The sequence below is a fragment of the Alsobacter sp. P4_H11 genome, assembly GCF_056400925.1.
This window is the reverse complement of sequence record NZ_JBFUKI010000008.1, coordinates 1-25,245: the sequence shown is the minus strand read 5'-3', so window position 1 is coordinate 25,245 and position 25,245 is coordinate 1. Positions and strand designations below refer to the sequence as shown.

Here is a 25,245-nt window from a genome sequence, read left to right as displayed (position 1 = left end):
CGGGGGGAGAAGGACGCGCGCTTAGGGACAGCCTCACCTCACCGATACCGTCGCGTCGCATGCCGTTCCGGCCCCGACGGCGGCGCTGAGTTGGCGGATGCGGATCGACAGGGTCGTCTGTGGGGCGCCGAAATCGGCGGCTTCGTCGGCGGCCGGATACAGAACCGATCCAGCGGCGGCGGCCAGCCGTCGCACGGTTGCGCCGTCGCGCAGGATCTCCACTTCGTAATCTTCCCGATCCTCGCCGAGCGGAATGTCCACCGGCTCCCAGGCGTCGGCGTCGACCCGGCCGCGGCGAAGCCAGGCGAGCGATATGCCGGCCGGGGTGCGGCGGGCTGTCGGGCGCACCGGCGCGAGCGGCCGGAGCGCGGTGGCGGAAGCCGTCGCCGCGAACGAGAGCGCCGCGGCGTCGCCGGAGCCGCGCACAGCGGGGCCGACGCGGTACTGGAAGGCGCGACCCAGCGCGCCCGCGCCTTCGGCGAGCCGGGTGAGCGAGCCGTCCAGCGCCACCACGAGGGCGCCCACCGGCGCGCCTGCCACCCGCGATCCGCCAAGCCCGCGTAGGAGGCGCGCCAAGCGCCACCGCGCGGGGCCGACCAGGTCGGCGCGCCCGAAGGCGATCGCCTCCCAGGCGCCATCGGGGCCTTGCACGGCCACTGCCGTCGAGGCCGAGAGCGCCGTCTCGTCCAGCGCGGACGCGGGCGCGCCAGTTGGCCAGCGGACCTCCAGGGCGGCCGCCCGGTCCCACCGATCCGGCGGGCCCGCGCCGAGCGGCGCGGCCAGCCGGCCGATGAGGCTGGGGGCTTCCACGAAGGCCAGGAGATCAAAGCTTTCACCCGATACGGAACGCCACACCGCGAGCGTTCCCGGCCATGGATCGGCCGCCACGGCCAGCCATTGCAGCACGGTGCCGCCGGAGCCCGGCAAGGCAAGGTCCAGCGTCGTCGCGAACGGCCGGCCGCCGGCCCGGCGCGCCGTCGCGGGGCGTCGGCCATGGAGCCGGGCGGGCGCGGCGAAGACGGCCGGGTCCACGGCCCGCGCCTCCACGTCGCGCTGCTCGGCGTCGCGGATGCGGGTGATGCGGTAGAGCCCGCCAGGCACGCGCACGCAGTCGCCCACCTCCAGGGTGATCAGCCCCGGCCGCACGCTGAACTGCGCGGTTTCGCGGCCCACCCAGGCGTCGTGCAGTACGCGGTCGGCCAGGCGTCCCGCCTCCGCGCGCGGCAGCACGATCGCGGCCTCGACCTGGGCGTCGCGGCGGCTGCGGCCCTCCAGCCGACGCGAGAGCACGCTGGCGCGGGGAAACTCGCCGTCGGCGTCGATGAAGCCGAGGGCAATTTCGCGCGGCAGCTCCGCCTCCTGCACGCGGGTGGAGCGCACGAGCGCGCCGTCGCGGTCGGGAACGAGGTCGTCCTCGCCCAGCGTCACGGGCGCGCCCACCGCCGAGCGGTCGTGAAAGCGCACCGCGCCGCCGCTGATGGCCGCGTCGAAGCCGAACACGGCGGCGAGAGGCTCCATGGCGGCGCGCAGGCTCATGGGGCGGTCGACCACATAGCCGTCAAGGAACCCGTCCACCGCGTTCGAGGCCGCCGGCTGCAGGCCCCAGTCGCGCAGCAGCGCGCGCAGGAGGTCCTCGAGCGGCATCCCTTCCAGGCGGCCGGTGAGCCAATGGCCGGTCTCCCAGGCGGAGCCGTCCGCCCACACGCCATCGAGGCTCGGAAAGGCCGGAAAGGGCCGCGCGTCCCAGCACCAGAGCGTGATCGCGGCCGGGTCCACCATGCGGCCGCCATAGAGCGGCGACACCGGGTTGGCGGTCGCGGCCAGCGGCCCTGCGGGGTCGAAGCGGTCCAGCAGCGCCGCGATGGCGCGCGCCTGGACGAGGTCGTCGCGAAAGCCGCGCGAGAAGGGCGGCAGCTGCGCGGCCGAGGACTTGGGGTCCGGAAACGCGTTGGGGCCGTTCGCGCCCTTGTCCACCGCCGGGCAGCCGCATTCCATGAGCCGGATGGGCTTGGAGCGCGGAACCCAGGCGGTCGGGGCCGCGAGTTCGACGCCGCCGACGCGCTCCACATGCGCGGACGACCACCAGCCGGCGAGATCCTTGGGCCGGTAGGCCCAGGGCTTGGCATAGGCGCCGTCCGTGATCGGCAGGCGCGTTTGCGCGACGCGGCCGGCCTCGTCGGCGTAGAACCAGTCGAACCCTTCCCCGCCCGCCACGTTGGCGGCGAGGTAGGCGGGATCCGCGCCGTTGCGGCCGCGCGCCTCGTCGGCATGGCCGGGCTCGTCGCGCCAGTCGCCCAGCGGGGCCCAGAGGTCGAGCCCCACATACGAGATGGCGGGCGAGGCCCAGAGCGGGTCCAGCGGAAAGCGCAACTCGCCGGGCGTCGGAACATGGGCGCCGTATTCGGTCCAGTCCGCCGCATAGGTGATGGCCGGGCCGGCGCCGAGGGTGGCGCGCACGTCGGCGGCGAGCGCCGCGAGCTTGCCCACGGCCGGGTAGACGCCCGGGGCCGAGCGCACCCGGGTGAGGCTGACAAATTCCGAGCCGATCACGAAGGCGTCGACGCCGCCCGCCACGGTGGCGAGCCGGGCGTAATGGAGGACCTGGCGGCGCAGCGTCCATTCGGGCGGGCCCGCATAAGCCACCGCGTCGCCCACGGCCGTGAAGTGCCCAGGCTGGGCGGCGCCGAACAGGGCCGCGACCTGCGCGGCGGCGGCCGCCGTCGCGTCCGGCGAGCCGGGCCGGCCGGGCGCGGGATGGCAGGTGATGCGCCCCCGCCACGGATAGGGCGGCTGCCCGGCCGCGCCCGTCCAGGGATCCGGCAGGGCGTTGCCGGCCGGCACGTCCATCATCACGAAGGGATAGAGCGTCACCTTGAGGCCGCGCGCCTTGAGGTCGCGGATCGCCGCGATCACGAAGGCGTCGGACGGCGTGCCCCCATAGGCGGGGCGGCCCTCGCTTTGCGAGACGCGCCGCATTGCGGCTTCGGGCAGGCCGGACACCAGGACGTCGGGCGAACCCTCCTCGCCGACCGGCAGCTCCGAGCGCGGCGCGATCGTGCCGGCGCCGGCGCGCAAATCGTCGCCGAACCAGCTCACCACCAGCGACACGCCCTCCAGGTTGGGGCAGAGCGCCTGCAGGGCGTCCATGGAGGCGGCCCAGTCGGTCGCGTGCGTGAGCTGCTGGCGGTTCTTCAGGATGCTCCCGCTCACGTCGCGGTCGCGACCGGCGGGCGTCGGCGTATACGCGAAGGTCCCGGCGCCCGGGATCACGTTGATCGAGCGGACGCGGGCGTTCAGCGAGCCGACGGGGCGCACGACCTCGAAGGAGAGCTGCGGCACGCGGTTGCCGAAATCGGCGAGCGGCAGGCGCTCGAACACCACATAGGCAAGCCCGCGATAGGCCGGCGCGGCGTCCGCGCCCTCCTTGGCGACGATCAGCGGGTCGGGATCCTGCGTCTCCGTCCCGGTGTGGACCCGGATGGCGTAGAGCGTGCGGTCGATCTCGCGCCCATCCGCCCAGATGCGCCGCACGAAGGCGATCGGCCCCTCGCAGAGGCCCACCGCGAGGTTGGCGTAATACGCGTAGGTCGCCGTGGTGGTGCGCGGCGCCGAGGAGCCGCCGAGCCCCTTGCCGCCGCCGCCCTCGCGGGCGTAGCTCACCTCCTCCAGGAACCGCGTCGCCCAGATCACCTCGCCGCCCACGCGGGCGCGGCCATATACGCGCGGGATCGGCGCGCCCTCGGTGGAGCCGAGCCCGGCCAGCGTCTTGAGCCGCGGCCCCTCGACGAACTTGCGCCCCCCGCCGCCGCCCATGAGCGCGTGGTCGATGGCGGAGCCGGCCGCCGCCCCCACGGTCTGGCCGATCAGCGCGCCCACCGGGCCGCCGAGCGCATTGCCGATGGCGGAGCCGGCCGCCTGAAGCACGAGCGTGGTCATGGCTGGTTCTCCCTCAGGGGCGGAAACCGGAACGCGGCCGCGAGGCGCGGGCGCCAGACGCCGAGCGCGACGTCAGCCACGCAGGCGCCGTCATGGGCGTGGATCATGCGGCCCGGCCCGGAGGCGACGCCGCAATGCTTGGCGGGCGCGCCGTCGCGCCAGCGAAACAGCAGCAAATCGCCCGGCAGCACGTCAGCCAGCGCCACGGGCGCGAGATGGCGGCCGGCGGCTTCGGCGAGCGTGTCGCGGCCCCGCGCCTCGGCCCAGTCCGGCCGGTAGGGCGGCGTCGGCTCCGGCTCGGCCCCGTAGACGCCCCGCCAGACGCCGCGCACCAGGCCCAGGCAGTCGCAGCCGACGCCGCGCAAGCTCGCGCCATGCACATAGGGCGTGCCGAGCCACAGCCGCGCTTCGGCCAGCACGGCGGCGCGGGTCGCCACGGCAGGCGCTTCGCTCACCGGAACAGACTCCCGCCATCCATCGCCGGGTCGCCGTTGCGGGCGACGCGCAGCAGGAAGTCGTTGCCCGGCATGTGCGGAAAGCCGCGAAAGTTCACGACATTGCCGAAGCGCCCGGCGCAGGTCTCCAGCCGCTTGTCGCAGCCGGCCATCACCGTGAAGCCGTCGCCCTGCCGGATGGGCGCGCCGGGCGCCTGCCACAGCGTCAGCGACCCGCCGTCATGCGCCTTCACGGCGCCGGCCGCGCCTGCATTGTCGCCGGAGGTGAAGACCAGGCGCCCGCCGGTGAACAGGTCCGGCTCGAAACCGGCCAGCGCGCCCGCCTGGATGAACACGCGCCCGTCCGTCCCCGCCACCACACCCTCCGCCCGCCAGCGCGGGTCCGCCAGGTTCACACCGCAGCGCGCATCGCCGAGGTCGGTCGCGCAGGCGGGCTGGAAGGCGCGGCCGCGCGGGTCGTCGAAGCGCTGCGCCTGCCCGCGCAGCTCGGCCGTGAAGGACGAGTCCGCCCGGCGCACCTCGCCAATCGTGAAGCTGTCGAGCAGCACGCGGCTCGCCGGGTCCCTCCAGTCCACGAGCCAGAGGTCCACGGCGGCGCCGTCGAAGAGCCCGCCCGCCAGGTCCGCCTCCGAGAGCGATCCGGCCGCCAGCGCGCCCGCGACTTCTCCCCCGCCCACCGCGAAGCCGAGCTGGCTTTCGCTGTCGGCCGCCTCCAGGCCGGCCCCGGCCGCATGCGTGACGCCGTCGAACACGAGGTCGCGGTCATGGTCGGTGAAGCCCAGCACGAGGCCGTCCCGGCGCGTGATGCGCCAGCAGCGGGCGAGCGTGGTCGCCCCGGTCGCGAGGGCGGCCGAGAGGGATGGGGGCAGCGCGCGCACGGGCGCCTCCTGGTCAGGGGATGATCTCGATCAGCGGAACGGACGGGATCTCGCCCGCCTCGAAGGCGGCGAGATCGACGATGAGTTCGTCGGCGTCGAAGCGCACCGGCACGTCGAACAGGAAGCCGGCCGTCACGGCCGCGCCCGGCGCCGGCAGCTTGCCGGGCCGAAAGGTCACGAGGCCGGTCGCGGCGTCGAGGTCCCAGTCGACGCCCGCCGCCTTTTCGGCGCCCGCCACAGCCACGCGGACGCTGCCGGCCACGGGCTTCTGGATCGGGCGGCGATAGGGCGCGAAGGCGGCGCCATAGGTTTTGGCCAGCGCGAAGCTCGCCTGCCCGGCCGCGCCGGTTCCGATCGGCTGGTCCAGCGGCCCGGGCGTGGCGCCGGGCGCGCAGGAGCGGTCGTCCAGCCGGTCGCGCCAGCGGAAGCCATAGAGCCTGCCCCGCCGCTCCTCGAAGAACGCCACCACGGCGGCCAGCGCGGCCAGGGTCTTCACCCCGTAGCCGGCGTCGTAGCGCCGCCGCGCATGCGCCCAGCGGGCGTTGCGCTCCTCGCGGCCCGAGCCGGTGACGACCACGTCGGTCCGTCGGCGGGGCCCGCCGCGGCTTTTCACCGCGACATCCACCGGAAAGCGCACCTCATGGAAAGGGGCCGGCATCGGCGTCTCCTCTGGTTGCATGAGGCGCCTTGACCTCGCGCAAAGCGCATCGGCGCGGCCGGGCGTCATCTGGGGCCATCCACGAAAGGGAGGTCCCGATGACCCACGTCCCCCACGGCCTGCACGAAGAATTCCCGAACGCCGCGGCGGCCATCAGCCGCCTCAAGATCGGCGACGCGCATTTCGCCCACCTGGCGGAGGGCTACGACGCCGCCAACCGCGAGATCCACCGCATCGAAGCCGGCCTGGAGCCCGTGGACGACGCCGTGCTGGAAGCGCTGAAGAAAAAGCGCCTCAAGCTGAAGGACCAGATCGCCGCCATGCTGCGCACCGCGGCCTGAGGGAGCGCGCCCCTTCTCCCCCCGGGAGAAGGTGGCCCAAAGGGCCGGATGAGGGTCTAGCTTGAGCCGTTATTCCCTCATCCGTCAGCTGCGCTGACACCTTCTCCCGGGGGGAGAAGGACGCGCGCATCTCGACGCCCCCTCACAACCCCCGCTGTCCCCGCGCCACCGCGCGCGCGATGGCGGCGCTGACGGTCGCCTCCGAGCGGCGGAAGCTTTCGGCGTCGGGCGTCGAGATGTTCACCGTCACGGAGCGCCCGCCCCCGCCGCCTGTGCGGACGCCGAGGGCGCCGTCAGGGCCGCGCGCCAGCGGCAGGATGGCCTCCGGCCCAGCCTCGCCGGCGAGGCCCAGACCCTGCCCGAGCGGGAAATAAGTCGGCGCCCGCACCACTCCGCCGTCCGCGAAGGCCTGCACGGGCGCGGAGCCACGGCCGAACGACCCGCCGACGCCGCCAAAGAGGTTGGACAGCCCGCTCGTGAGCAGGCCTTCCAGCGGCTTCATGGCGGCCTTCAGGGCGACGTCCTGCAGCTTCAGCCCGAGCCCGCGCAGCACGTCCTCGAAGCGCTTGCCGTCCGTCGCGCCTTTGGCGAAGGCCGCCGTGATCGACTTGCCGAATGCCTGCGCGAGCCCGTCCAGCCGCGTGAGCTGCGCTTCTTGGGTAGCAAAATCCTGCGTGGTCATCGATCTGGCTCCATGGTGGTGCGCGTCCTTCTCCCCCCGGGAGAAGGTGTCGGCGAAGCCGATGGATGAGGGACTAAAAGCCGGGCGTTGGAGCTGAATGAGCCTGGATGCCCAGCCGCCAGACCCTCATCCGGCCCTGTCGGGCCACCTTCTCCCGGGGGGAGAAGGATCGCGCTCAAAAGCCCGCGCCCAAATCCGGGAACTGGCGCATCAGCGCTCTCACATCAGCGCACGAAGGCGCATCGCCGCCTCTCGTCTTGCCGAACACGCCTTCGGCCGCGGCCGCGAGCTCGCGCGGGGTCGTGGCCCAGAATTCTGATGGCGAAAGCCGCAGGACGCCGAGCCCAAAAGCCATGGCCTCGGACCACGGGAAGGGGCGGGAGGGCTCCCCATCCGGGTGGTCGGATCGGCGTCCTGCGGCCCTCAAGGGCGGGGCGAAGCGTCCCCGCCCGAGCTGAAACAGCCTTCGAGCATGCTGGCGATCGCGTCCGCCACCGGCTCCAGCCCCTCGACGAGCGGCAGCGCCGCGACTTCGTCGTCGCCCAGCGGAACGCCGCCGCCCCGGATGCCCGCCCCCAGCAGCCGCACGAGATCGCGCGAGCCGAGCCGGCCGGAGGCGAAACGCCGCCCGAGCGCATCCAGATTGTCTACCGCAAACGCTGCCTCCAACTCGGCCAGCGCCCCCAGCGTCAGCCTGAGCGTGAACCGCCGCCCGCCGATCACGACCTCGGCGTCGCCGCGATGAACATTGGCCATGTGTTCCTCCATTTCGAAGCTCGCGCAGGCGCGAAGCGCCCTTCACCCTCCCCTTGAGGCGGAAGGTGGCTGCGGCGACAAACCCGCGTCCCGAAGCGAAAGGCGCGATCCTTCTCCCCCCGGGAGAAGGTGGCTGCGGAGCAGACGGATGAGGGTCTGACGCCGGGCGATGGGCGCGGCGCATGGAGCCTAATGATTGGTCGCTAGGCCCTCATCCGGCCCTTCGGGCCACCTTCTCCCGGGGGGAGAAGGGGCGCGCCAACGCTCTGAGAGTGAACCACATCAGATCGTCGTGAAAGCCAGCGCCCCGGCGCTTTCCAGCGCCAGGTCGAAGGTCACCTCTCCGGCGTGGTCGCCGCGGTAGTCGAGGTTGGCGATGTGGAACGGGCCCTGCACGATGCCGAAGCTCGGGATCACGATCTGCCAGGCGCGGATCAGGTCGTCGAACAGCGCCTGCCGCACCAGCGCGTCGGCGGCTTCGTCGCGGAACACGCCGGATCCGCTCACGGCCGCGCGGCGTACGGCGGCGCCGGCGAGAAGTTCGCGCCAGCGGCCGGCGGATTCGGCGTGGGTGACGTCGACGGCTTCGGCGTTGAACGAGATCTGGCGGGCGCGCAGGCCGACCACGGACACGAAGGCGCCCGTTCCGTCATCGAGCTTCAGCAGCAGGTCCTTGCCCTTCTGGACGGCCATGGGGTTCTCCAAAAATCAGAGCGGCTCGGTGAGGGCCGCGAGGCGGATGACGGCGCGGCGGATGCCGGCCTTGTCGGGACGGGCAGTCTCCTCGGCGGCGACGCGCAGCAGCACGAGGCGGTGGCCGTCGAGCGCGAGCGGCGGGTCGGCCGCCAGCGCGGCGATGCGCTCCAGAATGGCGAGCAGCTCGGCGTCGCCGCCCTGGCTCGACCAGGCGACCAGCGCCAGCGCGTGCTGGCGGCCGTTCAGCGATCCGGCGGACCAGTCCTTGGCGCTCGCCTCCCCGAAGGTGACGTAGGGCGGCTCGGCCCCGCGCGGGGCTTCGTCATAGATGCGCGGGCCGCCGAGCAGCGTCGTCAGGGCCGGGTCGGCCACGAGCAGGGCGCGCACGGCGGTGCGCAGGGCCAGGATGGGATGGCTCACGGCTTGACCTCCTCGCACAGGCACACGAGCCGGCGGCGGCGCTCGTCGGGGTCCCAGACCGAGCGGATCAGGAAGAGCCTTGCGCCGAGGCGCAGCCGCATGGAGGCGTCCACGCCGGCGCGCCAGCGCAGCCCGATGCGGTGCGTGACGCTCTGGCCCAGCGCGCCGGCGCGGATGTCGTCCTCGCCGCCAACGGGGTCGATGCGGCCCCACAGCGTTGCGGCCGCCGCGAAGGTGCGGCGCACGCCCCCTGCCCCGTCGGGCGTTTCGGTGGGCTTTTCGAGCGTCAGCCGACGCCTGAACTGGCCGATGCTGGCGGGCGCGGCCATCACAGCCTCGCCCGGCGGTACGGCGCGACCAGCGCGGCGGCCGCAGGCGGCAAAGGCGTCGGGACGACGCCCGGCGCTCCGTCGCCGCGGTTCTCGTAAAGGTGCGCCGCGAAGAGACGCACCGCCATGCGAAGCGCCTCAGGGACGGTGGCGGCGGCGCCGTAGCCGGCCGTGATGTCGATCTCGATCCCGGCGAGCGGGCGGCCCGGGGCCGGAACGGGACCCAGCAGCGCGAGCTGCGGTGGGTTGAACGCGCCGCTGAACTGGTACAGCGCGGTCGACACCGTGGCGGCCACGTTGGCGGCGTTGAAGACGCGGATTGCCGGCACGGCCTGCACGGGCGCAACCGGCAAGGCGATGGGCGACGGCGGCCAGGCGTTCAGCACCAGCCGCCAGGTCTGCGTGACGAGCTTGCGGCCGGACGCCGCCTCCACGCCGAGCCGCGCCGCCGCGATGACGGCGGCCAGCAGGGCGTCTTCGTCCGTGGCGTCGATCTTGAGCCAGTCCTTCAGTTCGGCGAGCGAAATCGGCTCGGCCGCCGGAGCGGCAGCGAGAATGAGCGCCATGGGCGTTCTCCGGGGTTGTGGGATCGCTTCCGTTCCGGGCGCTGCCGTGCGATGTCGCGGCGCTCGGAACGGGGATCGAAGATGCGCTTCTGTTTGCAAGGTCGATTGGCGGTCGCCGCCGCGGCGGCGTTCGGGATCGGGGCCGCGGCGGCGCCGGCCGGCGCGGTGGTGCTGGGCGAGCCCGCGCCGCGTTTCGCGCCGCACGCCGTGATGGTGGTGGAGCGCCAGGGCTTCTGCTCGGCCGCCGTGCTGGCGCCCGACGTGGTGCTGACGGCGGCGCATTGCGTCGCCGGCAAGGAGATCCGGGTGATGATCCGCGACGCCGCCAACGCGCCGGTGCTGCTCGCCCCGCAGGCTGTCGCCGTGCACCCGCAATACGACAAGGGCGGCGCGCAGGCGCGCCGTCGCTCGATCGATCTCGCGCTGGTGCGCCTGGCCGCGCCGCTGCCGTCCGGCTTCGCGCCCGCGACGCTTGGCGAGGCTTCGCGCCCTGCGGCAGGCGAGACGTGGACGGTGGCGGGCTACGGCCTCGCCGACGAGGGCGACCCGCGCACGGGAGGCAAGTTCCGCGCAGCCGCGCTGCCGGTGATCGAGCCCTATGGGCCGAGCACGATCCTGGTCTGGCTCAAGAGCCCCACCCCCGGCCGGGGCGCGTGCACGGGCGATTCCGGCGGGCCGATCTTCGCCCCTGACGGATCGCTCGGCGCGATCACGGCCTGGGCGGAGGGCGCCGGCAAGGCGAAGTGCGGCGCGCTCACGCAAGGCGTGCTCCTCGCCCCGCAACGCGCCTGGATCGGCAAGACTCTGGCGGGCTGGGGGCGTTAAGGCCCTCACTCCAGCCCTCTCGCCGTGCCGGGGAGAGGGGGCGCGTCGCGGCCGCGGCGCCGCTCTTCCCTTCTCCCCGGCACGGGGAGAAGGTGGCCGAGCGAAGCGAGGTCGGATGAGGGGAGCGGCGGGACCACCCTCACCCCGGCCCTCCCCCGTTTCGGGGAGAGGGGGTTACGCCACGCCGAACTTCAGCAGCTTGATGGCGTCGAAGTCCTGCACGCCGCCGCCGACGCGCTTGGTGGTGTAGAACAGCACGTAGGGCTTGGCCGTGTAGGGATCGCGCAGCACGCGGACGCCGACGCGGTCCACCACCAGGTAGCCGCGGCGGAAGTCGCCGCACGCCACCGCGAAGCTGTCGGCCGCGATGTCCGGCATGGTCTCGGCCTCCACCACCGGGAAGTTCAGCAGCGTCGCCGGCTGGCCGATGGCGGTGGGCGGCTGCCACATGTAGTCGCCCGTGCTGGTCTTGAACTTGCGGATGGCCGCCTGCGTCCGGCGGTTCAGCACGAAGCTGGCGTTCTGGCGGTAGCCGGCCTTGAGCGAGTAGACCAGGTCCACCAGGACATCCGCTGGGTTGACGGCAGGGCTCGACGCCGCGAAGCCGCCCGCCACGCCGGTGGCGAGGTAGCCGAGCTTGCCCCAGGTCCAGGCCGCCACGGTCGCCTTGGGGGCGGCCATGAAGCCGGCGGGCTTGTTGACCCCGTCGCCATTGACGAAGGCCGCGCTCTCCTGCTCGGCGAACACGGTCTCGACCTCGTCGGCGATCCACTGCTCGATGTTCACGGCGGCGTCGTCCAGCAGGGTCTGCGTGGCCGACGGCATGGCGTAGAGCTCCATGGCGGGGAAGTTCAGCTCGGCGATCACCTGGCTGGCGGTCTGCGGCCGCGCCGCCGCCTCGGCCACCCAGCCGGAGGCCGGGCCGGTGGTGGAATAGGCCTTCTTGAACGCGCCGGTGGAGATCTCCCGCACCGACGCGATGGCGCGAATGGGAGAGATCAGCGCCATGCGGCGCAGGATCTCGCGCTCAGCCGGCGGCGGCACGAGGTAGCCGCCATCCGGGCCTGAACCGGCGGACAGGGCCTTGGCCTCCAGCGACTTCAGCCCGGCGCTCTCGCCGGCCCGGACATAGAGGTCGAACGCCGCCTTGTGCTCGGCGGCGGCGCCGGACGCGTGTTCGCGCTCGTCGCGGCCCAGCGCCGGGCGGCTCGCCTTCAGGGCGACGGCGTCGATGCGCCGGCGCGCCTCGTCCAGCGCCTGGTCGATGCGGGCGAGCTTTTCGTCGACCAGCACGTCCGAGGAGAGCCGCGTCTCGAGTTCGCCGAGGCGCTGGTCGTTGGTTTCGCGGAAGGCCTCGAAGGCCCGGTTCAGCTCCTCGAAGGCCTGGGCGTCCGAGGAAGCGTGCTTGGTCTCATAGGAAGGCGTCGCGTGGGTCATGGGCAGGTCCTTGCTGGTGAAGGGAAAAGAAGCCTCAGCGCGCCTTAACGGCGGCGACGCGGGCTTGCGGAAGCAGCGGGAAGGTGACGAGCGAGATCTCCCACAGGTCGACCTTGTGGAGCCGGCGCACGCCGGAGCGCGGGTCGGTGCGGGCGCCGCCGACCTTGAAGCCGATGGAGAGCCCGTCCACCGCGCCCTGGCGCATCAGGGCGACCAGTTCGCGGGCGCGGGCCACGCCCAGGTTGAGCCGGCCGCGCGCGAACAGGCCGCGGGCGTCCTCGCGCAAGGTCGTCCAGGCGCCGATGGGTTCGGCCGGATCGTGCTGCCACAAGAGCCGCACGCCCGAGACGCCGCGCCGGGCGAGGCTTTCGGCGAAGGCGCCGGGCATCACCATGTCGCGGCCGAGGTCCACCACGCCGAACAGGCTGGCGTAGCCCTCGAACACGCCCGCGGCGGACAGGGGGGCCAGCCCCAGACGGCCGTCGCGCACCTCCACGGGCGGCGGCGGCCGGGGCGGCGGCCGCAACGGCGGCAGCGATGAGCGGGTGCTGAGCGCCATCGCGGTCAGCCCTTGCGCGCCGACGCCACGGCGCGCGGCCGGCGGCGCGGCGTGGAGGCCGATCCGCACGGGTCGAGCCGCGCCAGCGTCTGCACGAAGGCGGCGATGACCTGCTCGGGTTGAGGCCCGCCGGCCTGCGCCGTCAGGGTCTCGTTCGCGTCCGCCCCGCGGGCGGCGCGTCGCAACAGAAACGACAGCATGGGAAATCCTTTGGTGCTGAAAAAACTTGATGAAATGCGAGCGCCCGGACCGCGGGCCTCCGGCCCGCTGCGCCAGAGCGGGCCGGAGGCCCGCGGTCCAGCGCGCGATCAGTCCCGCCGGTCGGCGCGGGCGTTGAAGCGGTGCAGTTCGCGCACGAAGCCGTCGAAGCGGCGGTTGGCGGCCGAGAGCTCGCGCAGCAGCAGCGCCACGGCCGCCGACGCGCCGCTGGCCCACAGGAAGAGCGCCAGGTCGGCGAGGTCTCCCCGCCCGAGCAGGCTCAGGATCAGGGGGCTATCGAGAAGGGGCGGCATCGGGGCCTCCTTGGGATGGGGCCGCGCGCGGCCGGGGGAACGCAAAAAGCGCCCAACGGCGAGGGCCGGGGCGCTGGGGGGAGTACGCAGCGTTGCAGACAGGAGGTGCGCTTAGAACGCTTTCGCGTCTGCCCCTACGAGATCCATCTCGTCTGGATTTTAGATCGTGCGGCTGCGTAGCCGCATTGTCGGGCAGCGCCTTGTTCCAGCCCCCGGCGGCGTTGCGGATGTCGAGGGAGTTTACGCGGGCAGTTCGACCTTTGGCTTCGGCCAGTCGCGCCGGTTTTCGGGACTGTCGAGGTAGCTCGGCAAGGCGAACGCGATGCCTTCATAACCGGGGATGTCCGGCTCGCCCTGGGCGATCCACTCGGCGGTGACGACCTGCGCGACATCTTCGGGCTTTTTTCCATATCAGGGAGCCGCCCGCCAATAATGGACGTCGTCGTTTGCGCCCTCGATCACTATGCCTCCATGGGCAACGATTGCGTATACGTAAAGCGCAACGAACTCGCGTAGGTCGCCGTCGGTGAGTTCAAACCCTCCGCGGCCCGTGCTAACGATTTCCCATAGACCGGTGAGGCCGTATCGGAGGTAACCGTGAGCGACTTCTTAAGTCTGAGCTATGGTCAATTCACCAGTACGGTGTATCTTGTTCATGTTCATTGCCAATGCACCTTAAATCCGCGACCAATACCCGACGTGCGGGTCACGAGCGGGAGCACGGTCTGGCGCCTGAAGCTGCGGTTGGCCTCGGCGTAGTTGGAATAGGTGTCATCGCCCGGCAGGCCGAGCAGCATGGGCGGCACGCCGAAGGCCAGCGCGATCTCGCGGGCGGCCGCCGCCTTCTGGGTCAGAGCGTATCGCCGAGGATCGCCTTGACTGAATCTGGATAGAATACCTTGTATTTGGCTGCAGCCTCGAGGTAGAGAGCGATCGTCGGATTTTCCTCAACAGCACGGTTGAACCAGTATTTCGCCTCCATGAGGCGGCCCTCAGCTTCGTAGCTAAGGCCGATTCGATGGGCGAGGTAACCAGCGTCTAGTGAAGGATCCCCATCCCCCATGACAAGATAGATCTCGCGGGCCTGATCATATTTTCCTTTCTCGAAAAAGCTGTAAGCTGCGTCCTCAAGCTGGTTCATGTCCCAGGCCATTTCCAACCTCCACTACTTTAGATTGATGTGTCTTGTGCCACGTTGACTTGGAAATCCCTGTAAATTTATGTGTGGAGCCTGACGATCCAAATATTGGCCGGGCAGCAAATCGAACCGTATAATACCGCCATTCGGAAATATCCACTGCTGCGCACCTTTTGGTGTCCGTTGGAACGTAGGTTTCCCCCCGCCGAGTTGTTCGAGATCGTGCCATATCGCCGCGATTTTCGTGCGGTCGATTTCCGATGCGCCCAGAAGTCAACCGCCAATGGCCGACAAACTTCCGAGCCCACCACCGCCACTCGTCCACTGCCCTCCATCCGGTTCTCCCGCCGGCACGCGCGGCTGGTTCTGCCAAGCGCCGCCTCCGCCGCCGCCAATCGGCGCCCCCGTGAGATCGCCGATCCCCCCGCCTACACCCTCAGCAGCCGGGTCGAGCGCCTTCGCGCCCCTCTTCGCCCCATACCCAACCGCCTCGCGTTTCTCGTCATCCGTGAGGAACCCCGCCGCTCCCACACGCGCCCACAGGGCTTCGCGCTCGGGGGCCAGGGCGTCGACGCCGTCGAGGTCGGGCTCCAAGCGCAGCGCGCCGTCGTAGGCGGGGCCGAGCCAGTGGGCCAGGCTCGCGGCCGTGCGGGTCACCAACGGGATCACGGTCTGGCGCCAGAAGCTCCGGTTGGCTTCGGCGTAGTTCGAGTAGGTGTTGTCGCCCGGCAGGCCGAGCAGCATGGGCGGCACGCCGAAGGCGAGCGCGATCTCGCGGGCGGCCGCCGCCTTGGCCTCGATGAAATCCATGTCCTTGGGCGTCATGGAGAGGGGCTTCCAGTCGAGCCCGCCCTCCAGCAGCAGCGGGCGGCCGGCGTTGGCCGCGCCCTGGAAGCTCGCCTCCAGCTCCTCCTTGATGCGATCGAACTGCTCGTCCGACAGGTTCATGCCCGCCGCCCCGGCATAGACCAGCGCGCCGGAGGGCCGGGCGGCGTTGTCCAGCAGCGCCTTGTTCCAGGCGCCGGCGGCATTGTGGATGTCGAGCGCCACGGCCGCCGCCTCCGTGGGGGCGAAGCCGTAGTGGTCGTCCAGCGGGTTGAACAGTGTGAGGTGCAGGATCGGCGGCGGGCTGTCGCCCTCCTGCTGGAACCGCACCGTGCGGGCGCCCACCGTGTAGTCGTAGGCCTGAGCCCAGCCGTCCGGCCCGGGCACCACCTTCATGCGGTCCGGCCGCAGCGCATAGAGCTCGCGCGGCTCGCCACGCACGCTGGCGAGCTCCAGATAGGCGTTGCCGGCCACCAGCAGGTGGCCATACAGCGCATCGAACAGCGCCGCCGAGGCGTCGCGCGGGTTCGGCCGCGCCAGCAGGCGGGCGAGCGGATGGTCCGGCTCCTCGCGCCCGTCGCGATACACCAGCAGCGGCACGCTGGCGGCCGCCTCCGCCACCATGCGGACGGCGCGATACACCACGGCGTTGCGCTGGTAACCCTCGCGAGCCAGCGCCGCATAGTCGCGCGGCGTCCACACGGGCCGGCCCAGGCTGGGGAAAGCGATCAGCGGCCCCGTGCGCGAGGATTTCGCCTGCGGCGCCGCCGCCGGCGCAACCAAAGGCCCCGCGCGCCCCATGAGGCGCGACAGCAAGGATGACATGAGGGTTCTCCTGGGTAGAACCCCTCTCCCACGACGTGGGAGAGGGGCAGGGGTGAGGGTGGTTCGCGCGGTCTCGATGTTCGATCTTGGAGCGGCTGAGGCGCCCTCACCCCTGCCCCTCTCCCGCAGGCGGGAGAGGGAGGCGCTCACATCCGCCGCACCCTGGGCTCCGCCGCCTTCGCCCCCAGGGCAAGGGCCGTCACGGCCCAGACCAGCGCGTCCATGCGGTCGGGCGAGCGGCCGTTGGAGAGGCCGAAGCCGGTCGCGGTGGGGCCGAAGTCGCAGAGTTCGTCCTCCAGATCGGGAAAGCTCCCGGCGTGGCGGACGCGGCCGCGTTCGTAGAGATGGGCGACCGGCTCGGCCCGCAGGTGCTTGCCGCGGGTGGCGCGCACCGGCGTCACCGGCACGCCGGGGCCGGTTTCGGCGAGCACGGCCTGGGCCATTTCGCCGCCCTGGTTCACCTCCACCACGAGGGCGTCGGCCTGGAGCCGGCGCACCAGCGCGCAAGCGGCCGCCGCCCATGCGGCCGGGCGGACGCCCGCCAGCGTGGCGTCGGCCAGCACGTGCACGACGCCGTCGGCGTCGAGGCCGGCGGCCACGATGCCGCAGGCGTCGGCGCGTTTGGAGGAGGAAGCCGGCGGGTCCACGGCCACGACGATGCGGGTGAGCCCGGCCGGGGCCTCGGCCTCTCGGCAGCTTTCGATGAGGTCGCGGCTCCACAGCGCGTCCTGCCGCTCTTCCAGGATCTCGCCCATGAGCTCCTGCCGGCCGAGCCGCGTGCCGCCATAGCGGCGCGCCATCATGTCGATGAAGCCCGGCGCCAGAAACGCCCGGTTGGCGGCCGTGGAGGCCCGGCACACCGCCGTGTGCGGATCGGCCAGGATCTCCTTCAGCAGCGGCAAGGGCCGCGGCGTGGTGGTGACGAGCTGGCGCGGCCGGTCGCCCAGGCGCATGCCGAATTGCAGCATGTCCCAGGTCTCGCGGGCCTGCCGCCACTTGGCAAGTTCGTCCAGCCAGGCGGCCCCGAACTGGGGGCCGCGCAGGCTTTCGGGGTCCTCGGCCGAAAAGGCGTGCGCCACCGCTCCATTGGGCCAGGCGAGCCGGCGGCGAGAGGATTCCCACCGGGGCCGCTTGTCGCGCGGGTGAACGGCGAGGATGCCCGAAGGCCCCTCCACCATCACGTCGCGCACGTCCGCGAAGGTTTCGCCCAGCAGCGCGATGCGACTCACCGGCTTGCGGCCGGTGGCCAGCGCCCTCACCCATTCGGCCCCGGCGCGGGTCTTGCCCGCGCCGCGGCCGCCCAGGATGAGCCACACCGACCAGGGTCCACCGCCCTGCGCGGCCGCGGGCGGCTGCTGGTCAGGCCGGCCCCAAAGGTCCCAGCTCGTCATCCAGTGCCGCAGGATCCCCGGGCTCGCCTTGCTCAAGAGCGAGTGCAGCTCCCCGTTCTTGTGCAATTCGAGAAAGGTGTCGCGCAAGCTCTTCGCGGAACTCGTCGGCGTCGCGGTCTCCATCGTCGATCTCCGGTTCCGCGCGCGCCTTGTCCCGGGCGATGTCCTCTTCGGTGGGAAGCTCCTTGAGCACGCGGCAGAGCACGGCGAGCGCCTTGGCCTCGTGCTCGAGGTTGCCGCCGCCCGGAATGTCGCGGCTGCGCTGCTCGATCTTGGTCACCTGGGTTTCGGCCGCGGCCCAGAGGCGGGACAAAAGCGCCTCCTTGCGGCTGGTTGGAGCGGGGTAGCCCGGAAGGCGGCGGGCCGAGAGGGTGTCGGGCGCGTCCGGGCCCAGGCTGTCCCGGCTGTTCGGTTTGCTGTTGGCTGGCAACGTCATGCTGAAAATGCTCCTATGAAGACGCGCCTTCGAAAAGAAGACCCGGCCGCGGTTGGCCAAGGAACCTGGCCGCTTCGTCCGCTCGCAACTCTGGAGAATGAAGCCATATTATCCACGGAGCGTTACGCTGTCAAGGATGTTTTTCCTAGTTCGAGTGAGATGCTGGAAAGCATGCCGGCGCGCCGGGGCGCGGCCCGTAGGATCAGCGGGACTTGGGGTCGGGCTTGACGCCTGTTTTGGCGCCCTTGGGCCATTGCAGCGGCCAGCGCTTGATGCGGTCGACCACGTCCTCGATCGCGATCTCGTCCTCGCCGGCGAAGACCTTGCCGTGCACCGAAACGCCGGCCTCGCGCACGGTGTCCGGCGTGCCCGACACCAGCGGGTGCCACCAGGCGAGGTCCTGGCCCTCGGCCACCAGCCGGTAGCCGCAGGTCGGCGGCAGCCACGGCAGCGTGCGCACCTCGTGCGGAGTGAGGCCGACGCAATCCGGCACCACGCTGGTGCGGTTCTCGTAGTCCCGGCAGCGGCACGCGCCGGCGTCGAACAGCCTGCAGCTGATGTCGGTGGCGTGGATCTGGCCGGTGTCCTCGTCCTCGAGCTTCACGAGGCAGCAGCGGCCGCAGCCGTCGCACAGGCTTTCCCACTGCTCGGCCGTCATGTCGTCCAGCGCGGTGGTGCGCCAGAACGGCGCGGCGGGAGGGGTGGCGTCATCCGTCATCGCCGGCTCCATAGCACCCGCCGCCCCTCCCCGCCATGCGGCCGGAGGCGCGGAACAGGGATGCAATGACAGGAAACGCTCCTGCCGGACCGTGAGCCTTCAGGCTTGCTCCTTGCGGCGGCTGAGAGCATGCGAGCCGGAAGACTCGCGATCCGATCCCTGCGGCGAGGGTGTCACGCCCGCTGCCTTCACTACGCCGAAAGCGTGCGGGGTGCGTTCTGCAACCCGATCTCGCGCGGCCGGGTTTTCGTTGCTAGAGTGTAAACGGGTGGCGCGGCGCGGGTCGAAGGCGGACGGTAGCGGTGGAGTTTCGCGGCAAGAGCTCGATCTGGCGGCGAATCGTGCGCGGGTTCGAGGCGTTCGATTCCTGGACGGCGTTCTCGCTGAACGAGAGCGGCCGCAAGTTCGGCGAACTCTATGCGCGCTACTCGGACGCGATGGACCGGCTCCAGGTGCGCGGCGCGAAGCGGGTCGGCGTCGAGCTCGTCGACGAGGCGCTGACGCTGGGCGTCGGCGGGCTGCTGGTGATGCTCACCCTGGCGCTGCCGGCGTTTCGCGAGGTGGGCGGCGACGACTGGCTGAAAAAGCAGGACCTCGCCGTCACCTTCCTGGACCGCTACGGCCAGGAGATCGGCCGGCGCGGCATCCGGCACGACGATTCGGTGTCGCTGGACGATTTCCCGGACCATTTCATCAAGGCCGTGCTGGCCACCGAGGACCGGCGCTTCTACGAGCATTTCGGCATCGACGTGATCGGCACCATGCGGGCCATCTCGGTGAACGCCCGCGCGTCCGGCGTGGTGCAGGGCGGCTCGTCGCTAACGCAGCAGCTGGCCAAGAACCTGTTCCTGTCCAATGAGCGCTCGCTTGAGCGCAAGATCAAGGAAGCCTTCCTGGCGCTCTGGCTGGAGTTCCACCTCTCCAAGCGCGAGATCCTGAAGCTCTATCTCGACCGCGCCTACATGGGCGGCGGCTCCTTCGGCGCGCAGGCGGCGGCGGAGTTCTATTTCGGCAAGTCGATCAAGGACGTAAGCCTGAGCGAGGCCGCCATGCTGGCGGGCCTGTTCAAGGCGCCGACCAAATACGCGCCGCACAACAACTTGCCGGCCGCCCGCGCCCGGGCGGCGGACGTGCTCTCCAACATGGTGGACGCCGGCTTCCTCACCGAGGGCCAGGTCTATGCGGCGCGTCGTAACCCGGCGACGCCGGTGGACCGCAAGCGCGAGGCGAGCCCGGACTTCTACCTCGACTGGGCCTTCGCGGAGGTGAAGCGCCTGTCGGACGACGGCAAGCTCGGCTCCGACCGCGTGCTCACGGTGCGCACCGCCGCCGACCTGCAGGTGCAAAAGCAGGCCGACACCGCCATGGAATCCATGCTGCGCCAGTATGGCGACAGCTACGACGCCAAGCAGGGCGCAACCGTCGTGATGGACCCGGACGGCGCCGTGCGCGCCATGGTGGGCGGGCGCGACTACGGCGCCAGCCAGTTCAACCGCGCCACGGACGCGCTACGCCAGCCGGGCTCCTCGTTCAAGCCGTTCGTCTACACGGCGGCGCTGCTGACGGGGAAGTTCAAGCCCACCACCACGGTCACGGACCGGCCGGTGTGCATCGGCAACTGGTGCCCCAACAATTACGGCCGCAGCTATGCGGGCTCCATGCCGCTCTCCACCGCGCTGGCGAAGTCCATCAACACCATCCCGGTGCAGCTCGCTTCCGCCATCGGCGGCGACAACAACAAGGCCGGGCGCGCCCGCATCATCGAGATCTGCCGGCTGATGGGGCTGAACACGCCGCTGGCCGACACCGTGTCGCTGCCCATCGGCGCCGCGGAGGTCACCGTCATGGACATGACGGCCGCCTATGCGGTGTTCGCCAATGGCGGCAAGCGGGCCGACCCCTACGCGACGGTGGAGATCCGCAACTCGCATGGCGACGTTATCTTCCGCCACGACCGCGACCTGCCGCCGCCGCGGCAGATCATCAACGCCAACGTGATCGCCGACATGAATTCCATGCTCGTGAAGGTCGTGGAGGAAGGCACCGGCAAGAAGGCGATGCTGCCGGGCGTGCGCGTCGGCGGCAAGACCGGCACCACCAACGCCTACCGGGACGCCTGGTTCGTGGGCTTCACCGGCAACCTCGTGGCGGCCGTGTGGTTCGGCAACGACGACTACCAGTCCACCAACAAGATGACGGGCGGCTCGCTGCCGGCCATGACCTGGCACGAGATGATGGCGCCCGCGCACCAGAGCGTCGAGCTGAAGCCGATCCCGGGCATTCCCGCCATCGCGGAGCCGAAGGGCGCGGCCGTCGCGGCCAATGGCGAGGGCAAGCCCTTCGAGGTCCTGGGCGCGCAGCGTCCGGCCGTGCTGAACCCTCGCGCGCTGGAGGCCATCGGCGGCATCGACACGTTGTTCCGCACCCTCTCCACCCGCCGCGGCGCCAACTCGGCCTTCCTGGAGCCGGAGGCGCAGCCGCGCCGCGCCGCCGTCGAACCCGTCCGCTCCGTCGGCGGCCGGATCGCCTCGCAGTAAGCTCGCCGATGACCGACTTCGCCCTGCGCGCGCCGCGCGCCGCCCTCCAGGCCGAGGCCTCCCGGCCCCGCCGCCGCACCCTGCTCCCGTCCGTCCTCGCCGTGCTGGCCATCGGCCTCGTCGGCGGCCTCGGGGCGACCTGGTTCGCGGTGGCCCGCAACGTGTCGTTCGGCGCCGTGGAGGCGGGCCCCTGGACCGCGTGGCCGCGCACCGGCGCGCTGGACGCCGATCCCTACACCCGCGCGTCGGTGGCGCGCAGCGGCGAGGCGCCACTCGGGCTCGGCGAAGGGCTCGTGTTCACGGCGCGGCGCGACAGCGCCGGCGACCCGCTGATCGCGCGCTGCTCCTACCGCATCCACGGCCGCACCCCGCAGGCGCGCTACTGGACGCTAACGGCGCAGACGCCGTCCGGCCTGCTGCTCGACAATCCGGCCGGGCGCTACGGCTTCACCTCCGCCGAAGTGGTGCGCGACGCCGTTGGCCTCTTCGCCATCGAGGCCTCGCGGGAGGCGCGGCCCGGCAACTGGCTGCCGCTCAGCGGCGACGGCCGCTTCGATCTCGCGCTGCGCCTCTACGACACGCCCGTCAGCGTCGTCGGCTCGCGCATCGACCCCGCCGCCGTGCCGCGCATCGAGCGGGGAGCCTGCACGTGAGCGGGTCCCTGAAGCGCGCCGCCTATGTGGGGCTGCTCGGCCTGGTGCTGGCCGCCATCGTGCACCTCGCCTCCATGCTGGCGCTGCCGAGCTTCGCGGCCCAGAACGCCGACGCGCGCCTCGCCGCCTTCGCGGACCGGCACGTGGTGAAGCTCCTGCCCGCCGCACTGCCGGGCCCCAACCCCCTGCCTTTCCGCGATCCCGCCACCGCGACGGCCGTGTGCCGCTACGATCTCGCGTCGGGCCCGGTCCGGGTCCAGGCCAATGCGGGCGAGATCTTCCTGTCGATGGGCTTTCACCGCAGCATGGGCGGCGTGTTCTACGCGCTCACGGACCGCAGCGCCGTGCGCGGCCTCATGGACGTGGTGATCGTCACGCAGCCGCAGCTCGAGGCCCTGCAGAACAACGACCCCGAGGACGAGCCCGTCCGCGAGCTGCGCCTCGTCTCGCCCGACCGCACCGGCTTCGTGATCCTGCGCGCCCTCGCGCCGGAAAACGGCGCCGCGGCCGACGCCGAAGCGCATCTCAGGACGGCCCAGTGCAGGCCGGAGGCGCTGCCGCCGATGAAGAAAAGCTAGGATTTTACGCGGGTTCCTTCTCCCCCCGGGAGAAGGTGGCTGCGAAGCAGACGGATGAGGGACTGGCGCCAGACGAGAACCCGCTAGTCCCTCATCCGGCCCTTCGGGCCACCTTCTCCCGGGGGGAGAAGGGCCGCGTCCGTGTTGGGCGGGCGCTCTATTTCGGCGGCAACTCCGCCTCGGTGCGCGGCAGAAACCGCGCGCCGTTCGCGCCCGACGTCACCGTGATCGTTCCCCGTCCCGCCGCAATGCAGCGGCTCGTCAGCCCGCGATAGCCCTCGAAGGCGTCGAGCGTGCGCTCGGCCCGGATGGCGTCCTTGTCCGGGCTGGTCACCACCAGCCGCTCCAGCGCGAAGCGGTAGCCGCGCAGGCGCAGGTCGACCGATTCCTCCACCCAGCGGGCCAGCATCTCGTTCTCGGCGACGCGCGCGACCGCCATGGCGCGGGTGAAGGTCTCTTCTGCGGGGATCGCCCTCAGCGCCTGCAGCCGCACCTTGTCCATCTCGGCGACGCGGCAGACCACGGCGGCGAACACGGTGATCAACTCGCGGTCGTTCTCCACATCCTCGCGCAGCCGCTGGTAGCGAGCCCGGGGCGAGCGATCGAGGTCCAGCATCAGCGCCTGGAAATAGGCTTCCTCGGAAGCCGGCAGCAGGTCGCGCCGGACGATCCGGTCCGCCGCGAGCTCGGCCAGCGTCCTGTCGAAGAACCAGCGCTCGCGCGCCGGCATCAGGAAGCGATAAGCCCGCGCCCGCAGCTCCTGCTCGTCATCGGTCAGCAGCGCCAGCGACACCGCCTCGCCGCGCATCGCCGCGAACGCCTTGCCGGACAGCGGCGAAATCGTATCCCCCCACAATGTCGGCTTCGGCCGCCCCAAATCGCCCGTCTCCGAGCAAGCGGCGACGAGGCACGTCATCAAGAGCGCCGCAACCACCCGCGAAACGCCGCAGCCCCTACCCTCCCCTTGAGGGGGAGGGTCGACGGCCAACGGCCGGCGGGGTGGGGTGAAGCCGGGGACTGGCTCGTGGGCGACGGATAAATTTTTGAGTCGCAGGTTTTCGCCAGGCACCACCCCACCCCGCCGCTGCGCGGCGACCCTCCTCCTCAAGGGGAGGGTGAAGGGCGCGGCGTCGACGGAGAGCGTCGACCGGCTAGGGGATCCAGACAGGGCCCGCGTCTCGGCAGGCGGCGCCGTTGCGGGCGCCGGACGCGGATCGCGGCCCATATAGTCAGGCGCTGCGGCGGCGCGTGCGGCGGCGGGTGGTAGCGTCCGGCTGCTGCGGGTCGTGCTGGGGCTCGGCGTGGCGCTCGTAGCGCACGCCGGTGAAGAAGAGGATCTGGCACATGGCGCCAGTCCGGTTCTCGGTGGCTTCCTGCGCCGGGCGGGCGGGAGCTTGGAAATGCAGGACGCGACCCATCACACTCCTCCTATCGCTCTCCAACCGCCGATTGCGGCATGGGTGAGAAAAGCTTCTCTTGGTTAACGGAGTCTTACCTTGAGGGCAGTCAACGCCATTCTAGCCGCCGAGTATGTGCTTTTTGGCACGCGGACCGACCAAAGCTCGGCCGTTGCATTAACCCGCCGCTAAGGATGACGGCCCTAGCCTGCCGCGGTTGCCCTCCGTTCTCAGGCGTTCCCGCATGTCCAGCATCACACCGCCCGAGCTGCATGGTCTGCTCGCGATCGCGCGCGAGGAAGGGCTCGACATGAAGCCCGTGCTGCTGCGGGTGCTCACCGATCTCTATATCTCGGTGCCGGTGCATTCGAGCGACGAGGCGGCGCAGTTCTGCGAGATCGGCGGCACCCTGGCCGGCCAGGTGGATCTCGACACCGCCCTGGTGGTGGCGTGCAAGCTCGCCGGCTACCCGGGCACACCCGTGGAGGTCGGCAACGCCATTCTGGCGCGCAACGACGACGCGTCGCGCATCCTGCTGGCGGACGCGCGCTGGATGCCGGCCCATACCCAGATCACCTATGCGGCGGTCGGAGACCGCGTGATGGCAGCCGCCGTCGCGGCGCGCGCCCATCTCGATCCCGATCTCGTGCGCCTGCTGCTGGACCGTTGCGATCCGCTGATCGACGTCACGCTGGCGGCCAACACGGCGCTGCGCCTGCCGGCCGACATCCTGGACGTGCTGCTCGAGCGCGCCCGCGACGAGGAAGCCCTTGGCGCCGCCCTGCTGGCGCGCGGCGACCTTTCGGGCGCGGACCGCGGCGTGCTGTTCCTGGCCGCCGACAAGGTGGCACGTCGCCAGATCACCGAGGACGCAGAGCGCGCCGCGAGCCTGTCGCCGCGCCGCCGCCCGGCCCCGTCCGACGAGATCGTGCATTCGCTGGAAACCGCCGCGCTCTATGACGACGGCGCCACCTTCGCGCAGGTGCTCGGCCTCGCGCTGGGCGCCAGCCCGCAGAAAGTCCGCATGCTGCTGGCCGACCGCAGCGGCGAGGCGCTCGGCCTCGCCCTGGTGGCGCTCGGCGTGCCGGACGAGGTCTGCACCCGCATCTTCATGTTCCGCGATCCGCTGGTGGGGCACTCCACCGAGCGCGTCCAGGCGCTGGTGGAGCTCACCCGCCGCGTCTCGCCCGGCGCCGCCGAGCGCCTGGTCTCCGCCATGCTGGGGCTGCAGCCCTCCAAGACGCGCACCGCCTCCTACCCGCCCCGCGGCGACGCCGCCGAGCGCCCCCGCCAACCGGCCGCGCAGACGACCGCCTCCGCCCCCGCGCTCCCCGGCCAACGCCGCGTCAGCTAAGGGCGTCGAAACGCCCTGGCGCACGATCGCCGGGCCATCCTCCCGTCATTGCGAGCGACAGCGAAGCAATCCAGCCTAGCGCTGGCCCTTCAGGCTGGATTGCTTCGCCTCCGGCTCGCAATGACGGCGAGGCGMACGAGAGTGCGCGGCAAATACRCCGGGCGTTGCGCACGAYSKCCGGGCCACCCTCCCGTCATTGCGAGCGACAGCGAAGCAATCCAGCCTAACGCCGGCCCTTTAGGCTGGATTGCTTCGCCTCCGGCTCGCAATGACGGCGRGGCGMACGAGAGTGCGCGGCAAATACACCGGGCGTTGCGCACGATCTCCGGGCCACCCTCCCGTC

The 25,245-nt window shown here is 71.6% G+C and carries 28 protein-coding genes and 1 pseudogene; 6 read left to right on the top strand and 23 right to left on the bottom strand.

Features of this window, described 5'->3' with window-relative positions:
* Positions 1-33: 33 nt before the first annotated feature.
* Genes AC1DSZ_RS15255 through AC1DSZ_RS15240 form a run of 4 tightly spaced genes read right to left on the bottom strand, consistent with a single transcriptional unit; the run spans position 34 to position 5,927 of the window.
* The gene (locus AC1DSZ_RS15255; RefSeq protein WP_476839198.1) at positions 34-3,936 is read right to left on the bottom strand and encodes a baseplate multidomain protein megatron; all 3,903 of its coding nucleotides are present in this window, start codon (positions 3,934-3,936) and stop codon (positions 34-36) included.
* A complete protein-coding gene (locus AC1DSZ_RS15250; RefSeq protein WP_476839197.1) occupies positions 3,933-4,391 on the bottom strand; it encodes an NlpC/P60 family protein in 459 nt (152 codons plus the stop codon). Before AC1DSZ_RS15250 ends, AC1DSZ_RS15255 begins: the two co-directional genes overlap by 4 nt.
* Complete coding sequence (locus AC1DSZ_RS15245; RefSeq protein WP_476839196.1) at positions 4,388-5,269, bottom strand: DUF2163 domain-containing protein; 882 nt, start codon at positions 5,267-5,269, stop codon at positions 4,388-4,390. The genes AC1DSZ_RS15250 and AC1DSZ_RS15245 overlap by 4 nt, the downstream gene beginning before the upstream one ends.
* Positions 5,270-5,282: 13 nt before the next feature.
* A complete protein-coding gene (locus AC1DSZ_RS15240; protein ID WP_476839195.1) occupies positions 5,283-5,927 on the bottom strand; it encodes a phage distal tail protein, Rcc01695 family in 645 nt (214 codons plus the stop codon).
* 98 nt (positions 5,928-6,025) lie between these two features.
* Between AC1DSZ_RS15240 and AC1DSZ_RS15235 the strand changes: the two genes are divergently transcribed.
* On the top strand, positions 6,026-6,268 hold the full coding sequence (locus AC1DSZ_RS15235) for an HP1242/YdcH family protein (RefSeq protein ID WP_476839194.1): 243 nt from the start codon (positions 6,026-6,028) through the stop codon (positions 6,266-6,268).
* A gap of 142 nt (positions 6,269-6,410) precedes the next feature.
* Here AC1DSZ_RS15235 and AC1DSZ_RS15230 read toward each other — a convergent pair whose 3' ends face one another.
* From AC1DSZ_RS15230 to AC1DSZ_RS15200, 7 genes are all read right to left on the bottom strand, one after another.
* Positions 6,411-6,950, bottom strand: coding sequence for a phage tail tape measure protein (locus AC1DSZ_RS15230; RefSeq protein ID WP_476839193.1), 540 nt, complete (start codon positions 6,948-6,950; stop codon positions 6,411-6,413).
* A 175-nt stretch (positions 6,951-7,125) separates the two neighbouring features.
* Positions 7,126-7,377 carry a rcc01693 family protein gene (locus AC1DSZ_RS15225; RefSeq protein WP_476839192.1) on the bottom strand — a complete coding sequence of 84 codons (252 nt, stop codon included), beginning with the start codon at positions 7,375-7,377 and terminating at the stop codon, positions 7,126-7,128.
* Entirely contained in the window at positions 7,374-7,706 is a 333-nt protein-coding gene (locus AC1DSZ_RS15220) for a gene transfer agent family protein (RefSeq protein ID WP_476839191.1), read from the bottom strand. Before AC1DSZ_RS15220 ends, AC1DSZ_RS15225 begins: the two co-directional genes overlap by 4 nt.
* 282 nt (positions 7,707-7,988) lie before the next feature.
* Positions 7,989-8,399 carry a phage major tail protein, TP901-1 family gene (locus AC1DSZ_RS15215; RefSeq protein ID WP_476839190.1) on the bottom strand — a complete coding sequence of 137 codons (411 nt, stop codon included), beginning with the start codon at positions 8,397-8,399 and terminating at the stop codon, positions 7,989-7,991.
* Positions 8,400-8,414: 15 nt separating this feature from the next.
* Positions 8,415-8,822 (bottom strand): DUF3168 domain-containing protein, encoded by a 408-nt coding sequence (locus tag AC1DSZ_RS15210; protein ID WP_476839189.1) that lies wholly within the window; start codon positions 8,820-8,822, stop codon positions 8,415-8,417.
* Entirely contained in the window at positions 8,819-9,151 is a 333-nt protein-coding gene (locus AC1DSZ_RS15205; RefSeq protein ID WP_476839188.1) for a phage head closure protein, read from the bottom strand. The genes AC1DSZ_RS15210 and AC1DSZ_RS15205 overlap by 4 nt, the downstream gene beginning before the upstream one ends.
* Entirely contained in the window at positions 9,151-9,717 is a 567-nt protein-coding gene (locus AC1DSZ_RS15200) for a head-tail connector protein (RefSeq protein ID WP_476839187.1), read from the bottom strand. Before AC1DSZ_RS15200 ends, AC1DSZ_RS15205 begins: the two co-directional genes overlap by 1 nt.
* An 81-nt stretch (positions 9,718-9,798) precedes the next feature.
* Here AC1DSZ_RS15200 and AC1DSZ_RS15195 point away from each other — a divergent pair, with 81 nt between their 5' ends.
* Entirely contained in the window at positions 9,799-10,542 is a 744-nt protein-coding gene (locus AC1DSZ_RS15195) for a S1 family peptidase (RefSeq protein WP_476839186.1), read from the top strand.
* 174 nt (positions 10,543-10,716) lie between these two features.
* On the opposite strand, the gene AC1DSZ_RS15190 is transcribed toward AC1DSZ_RS15195, so the two are convergent.
* The 10 genes and pseudogenes from AC1DSZ_RS15190 to AC1DSZ_RS15145 form a co-directional block, all read right to left on the bottom strand.
* Positions 10,717-11,979: a phage major capsid protein gene (locus AC1DSZ_RS15190; RefSeq protein WP_476839185.1), complete on the bottom strand. Its 1,263-nt coding sequence runs from the start codon at positions 11,977-11,979 to the stop codon at positions 10,717-10,719.
* 34 nt (positions 11,980-12,013) lie between these two features.
* Complete coding sequence (locus AC1DSZ_RS15185) at positions 12,014-12,373, bottom strand: HK97 family phage prohead protease (protein WP_476839439.1); 360 nt, start codon at positions 12,371-12,373, stop codon at positions 12,014-12,016.
* Between the two features lie 170 nt (positions 12,374-12,543).
* Complete coding sequence (locus AC1DSZ_RS15180; RefSeq protein ID WP_476839184.1) at positions 12,544-12,738, bottom strand: hypothetical protein; 195 nt, start codon at positions 12,736-12,738, stop codon at positions 12,544-12,546.
* A 108-nt stretch (positions 12,739-12,846) separates the two neighbouring features.
* A complete protein-coding gene (locus AC1DSZ_RS15175; RefSeq protein WP_188516829.1) occupies positions 12,847-13,050 on the bottom strand; it encodes a hypothetical protein in 204 nt (67 codons plus the stop codon).
* A 695-nt stretch (positions 13,051-13,745) separates the two neighbouring features.
* Positions 13,746-13,895: pseudogene (locus tag AC1DSZ_RS15170) on the bottom strand (phage portal protein); the annotation flags it as partial.
* Between the two features lie 5 nt (positions 13,896-13,900).
* Complete coding sequence (locus AC1DSZ_RS15165) at positions 13,901-14,203, bottom strand: hypothetical protein (RefSeq protein ID WP_476839183.1); 303 nt, start codon at positions 14,201-14,203, stop codon at positions 13,901-13,903.
* A gap of 258 nt (positions 14,204-14,461) precedes the next feature.
* Positions 14,462-15,838, bottom strand: a complete 1,377-nt coding sequence (locus AC1DSZ_RS15160; protein WP_476839182.1) for a phage portal protein — start codon at positions 15,836-15,838, stop codon at positions 14,462-14,464.
* A 146-nt stretch (positions 15,839-15,984) separates the two neighbouring features.
* Positions 15,985-17,229 (bottom strand): DNA-packaging protein, encoded by a 1,245-nt coding sequence (locus tag AC1DSZ_RS15155; RefSeq protein WP_476839438.1) that lies wholly within the window; start codon positions 17,227-17,229, stop codon positions 15,985-15,987.
* Positions 17,198-17,665: a hypothetical protein gene (locus AC1DSZ_RS15150; RefSeq protein ID WP_476839181.1), complete on the bottom strand. Its 468-nt coding sequence runs from the start codon at positions 17,663-17,665 to the stop codon at positions 17,198-17,200. The genes AC1DSZ_RS15155 and AC1DSZ_RS15150 overlap by 32 nt, the downstream gene beginning before the upstream one ends.
* Before the next feature lie 202 nt (positions 17,666-17,867).
* On the bottom strand, positions 17,868-18,383 hold the full coding sequence (locus AC1DSZ_RS15145) for a YcgN family cysteine cluster protein (protein ID WP_476839180.1): 516 nt from the start codon (positions 18,381-18,383) through the stop codon (positions 17,868-17,870).
* Positions 18,384-18,685: 302 nt separating this feature from the next.
* Between AC1DSZ_RS15145 and AC1DSZ_RS15140 the strand changes: the two genes are divergently transcribed.
* Genes AC1DSZ_RS15140 through AC1DSZ_RS15130 form a run of 3 tightly spaced genes read left to right on the top strand, consistent with a single transcriptional unit; the run spans position 18,686 to position 22,151 of the window.
* Positions 18,686-20,920, top strand: a complete 2,235-nt coding sequence (locus AC1DSZ_RS15140) for a transglycosylase domain-containing protein (RefSeq protein WP_476839179.1) — start codon at positions 18,686-18,688, stop codon at positions 20,918-20,920.
* A gap of 8 nt (positions 20,921-20,928) precedes the next feature.
* Complete coding sequence (locus AC1DSZ_RS15135) at positions 20,929-21,573, top strand: DUF1214 domain-containing protein (protein WP_476839178.1); 645 nt, start codon at positions 20,929-20,931, stop codon at positions 21,571-21,573.
* Entirely contained in the window at positions 21,570-22,151 is a 582-nt protein-coding gene (locus AC1DSZ_RS15130) for a DUF1254 domain-containing protein (RefSeq protein WP_476839177.1), read from the top strand. Before AC1DSZ_RS15135 ends, AC1DSZ_RS15130 begins: the two co-directional genes overlap by 4 nt.
* A gap of 157 nt (positions 22,152-22,308) precedes the next feature.
* Here the strand turns inward: AC1DSZ_RS15130 and AC1DSZ_RS15125 are convergent, their stop codons facing one another.
* Positions 22,309-23,067, bottom strand: a complete 759-nt coding sequence (locus tag AC1DSZ_RS15125; protein WP_476839176.1) for a hypothetical protein — start codon at positions 23,065-23,067, stop codon at positions 22,309-22,311.
* Between the two features lie 313 nt (positions 23,068-23,380).
* The gene (locus AC1DSZ_RS15120; RefSeq protein ID WP_188516820.1) at positions 23,381-23,569 is read right to left on the bottom strand and encodes a hypothetical protein; all 189 of its coding nucleotides are present in this window, start codon (positions 23,567-23,569) and stop codon (positions 23,381-23,383) included.
* Between the two features lie 223 nt (positions 23,570-23,792).
* Here AC1DSZ_RS15120 and AC1DSZ_RS15115 point away from each other — a divergent pair, with 223 nt between their 5' ends.
* Positions 23,793-24,902, top strand: coding sequence for a DUF2336 domain-containing protein (locus AC1DSZ_RS15115; protein WP_476839175.1), 1,110 nt, complete (start codon positions 23,793-23,795; stop codon positions 24,900-24,902).
* Positions 24,903-25,245 lie beyond the last annotated feature (343 nt).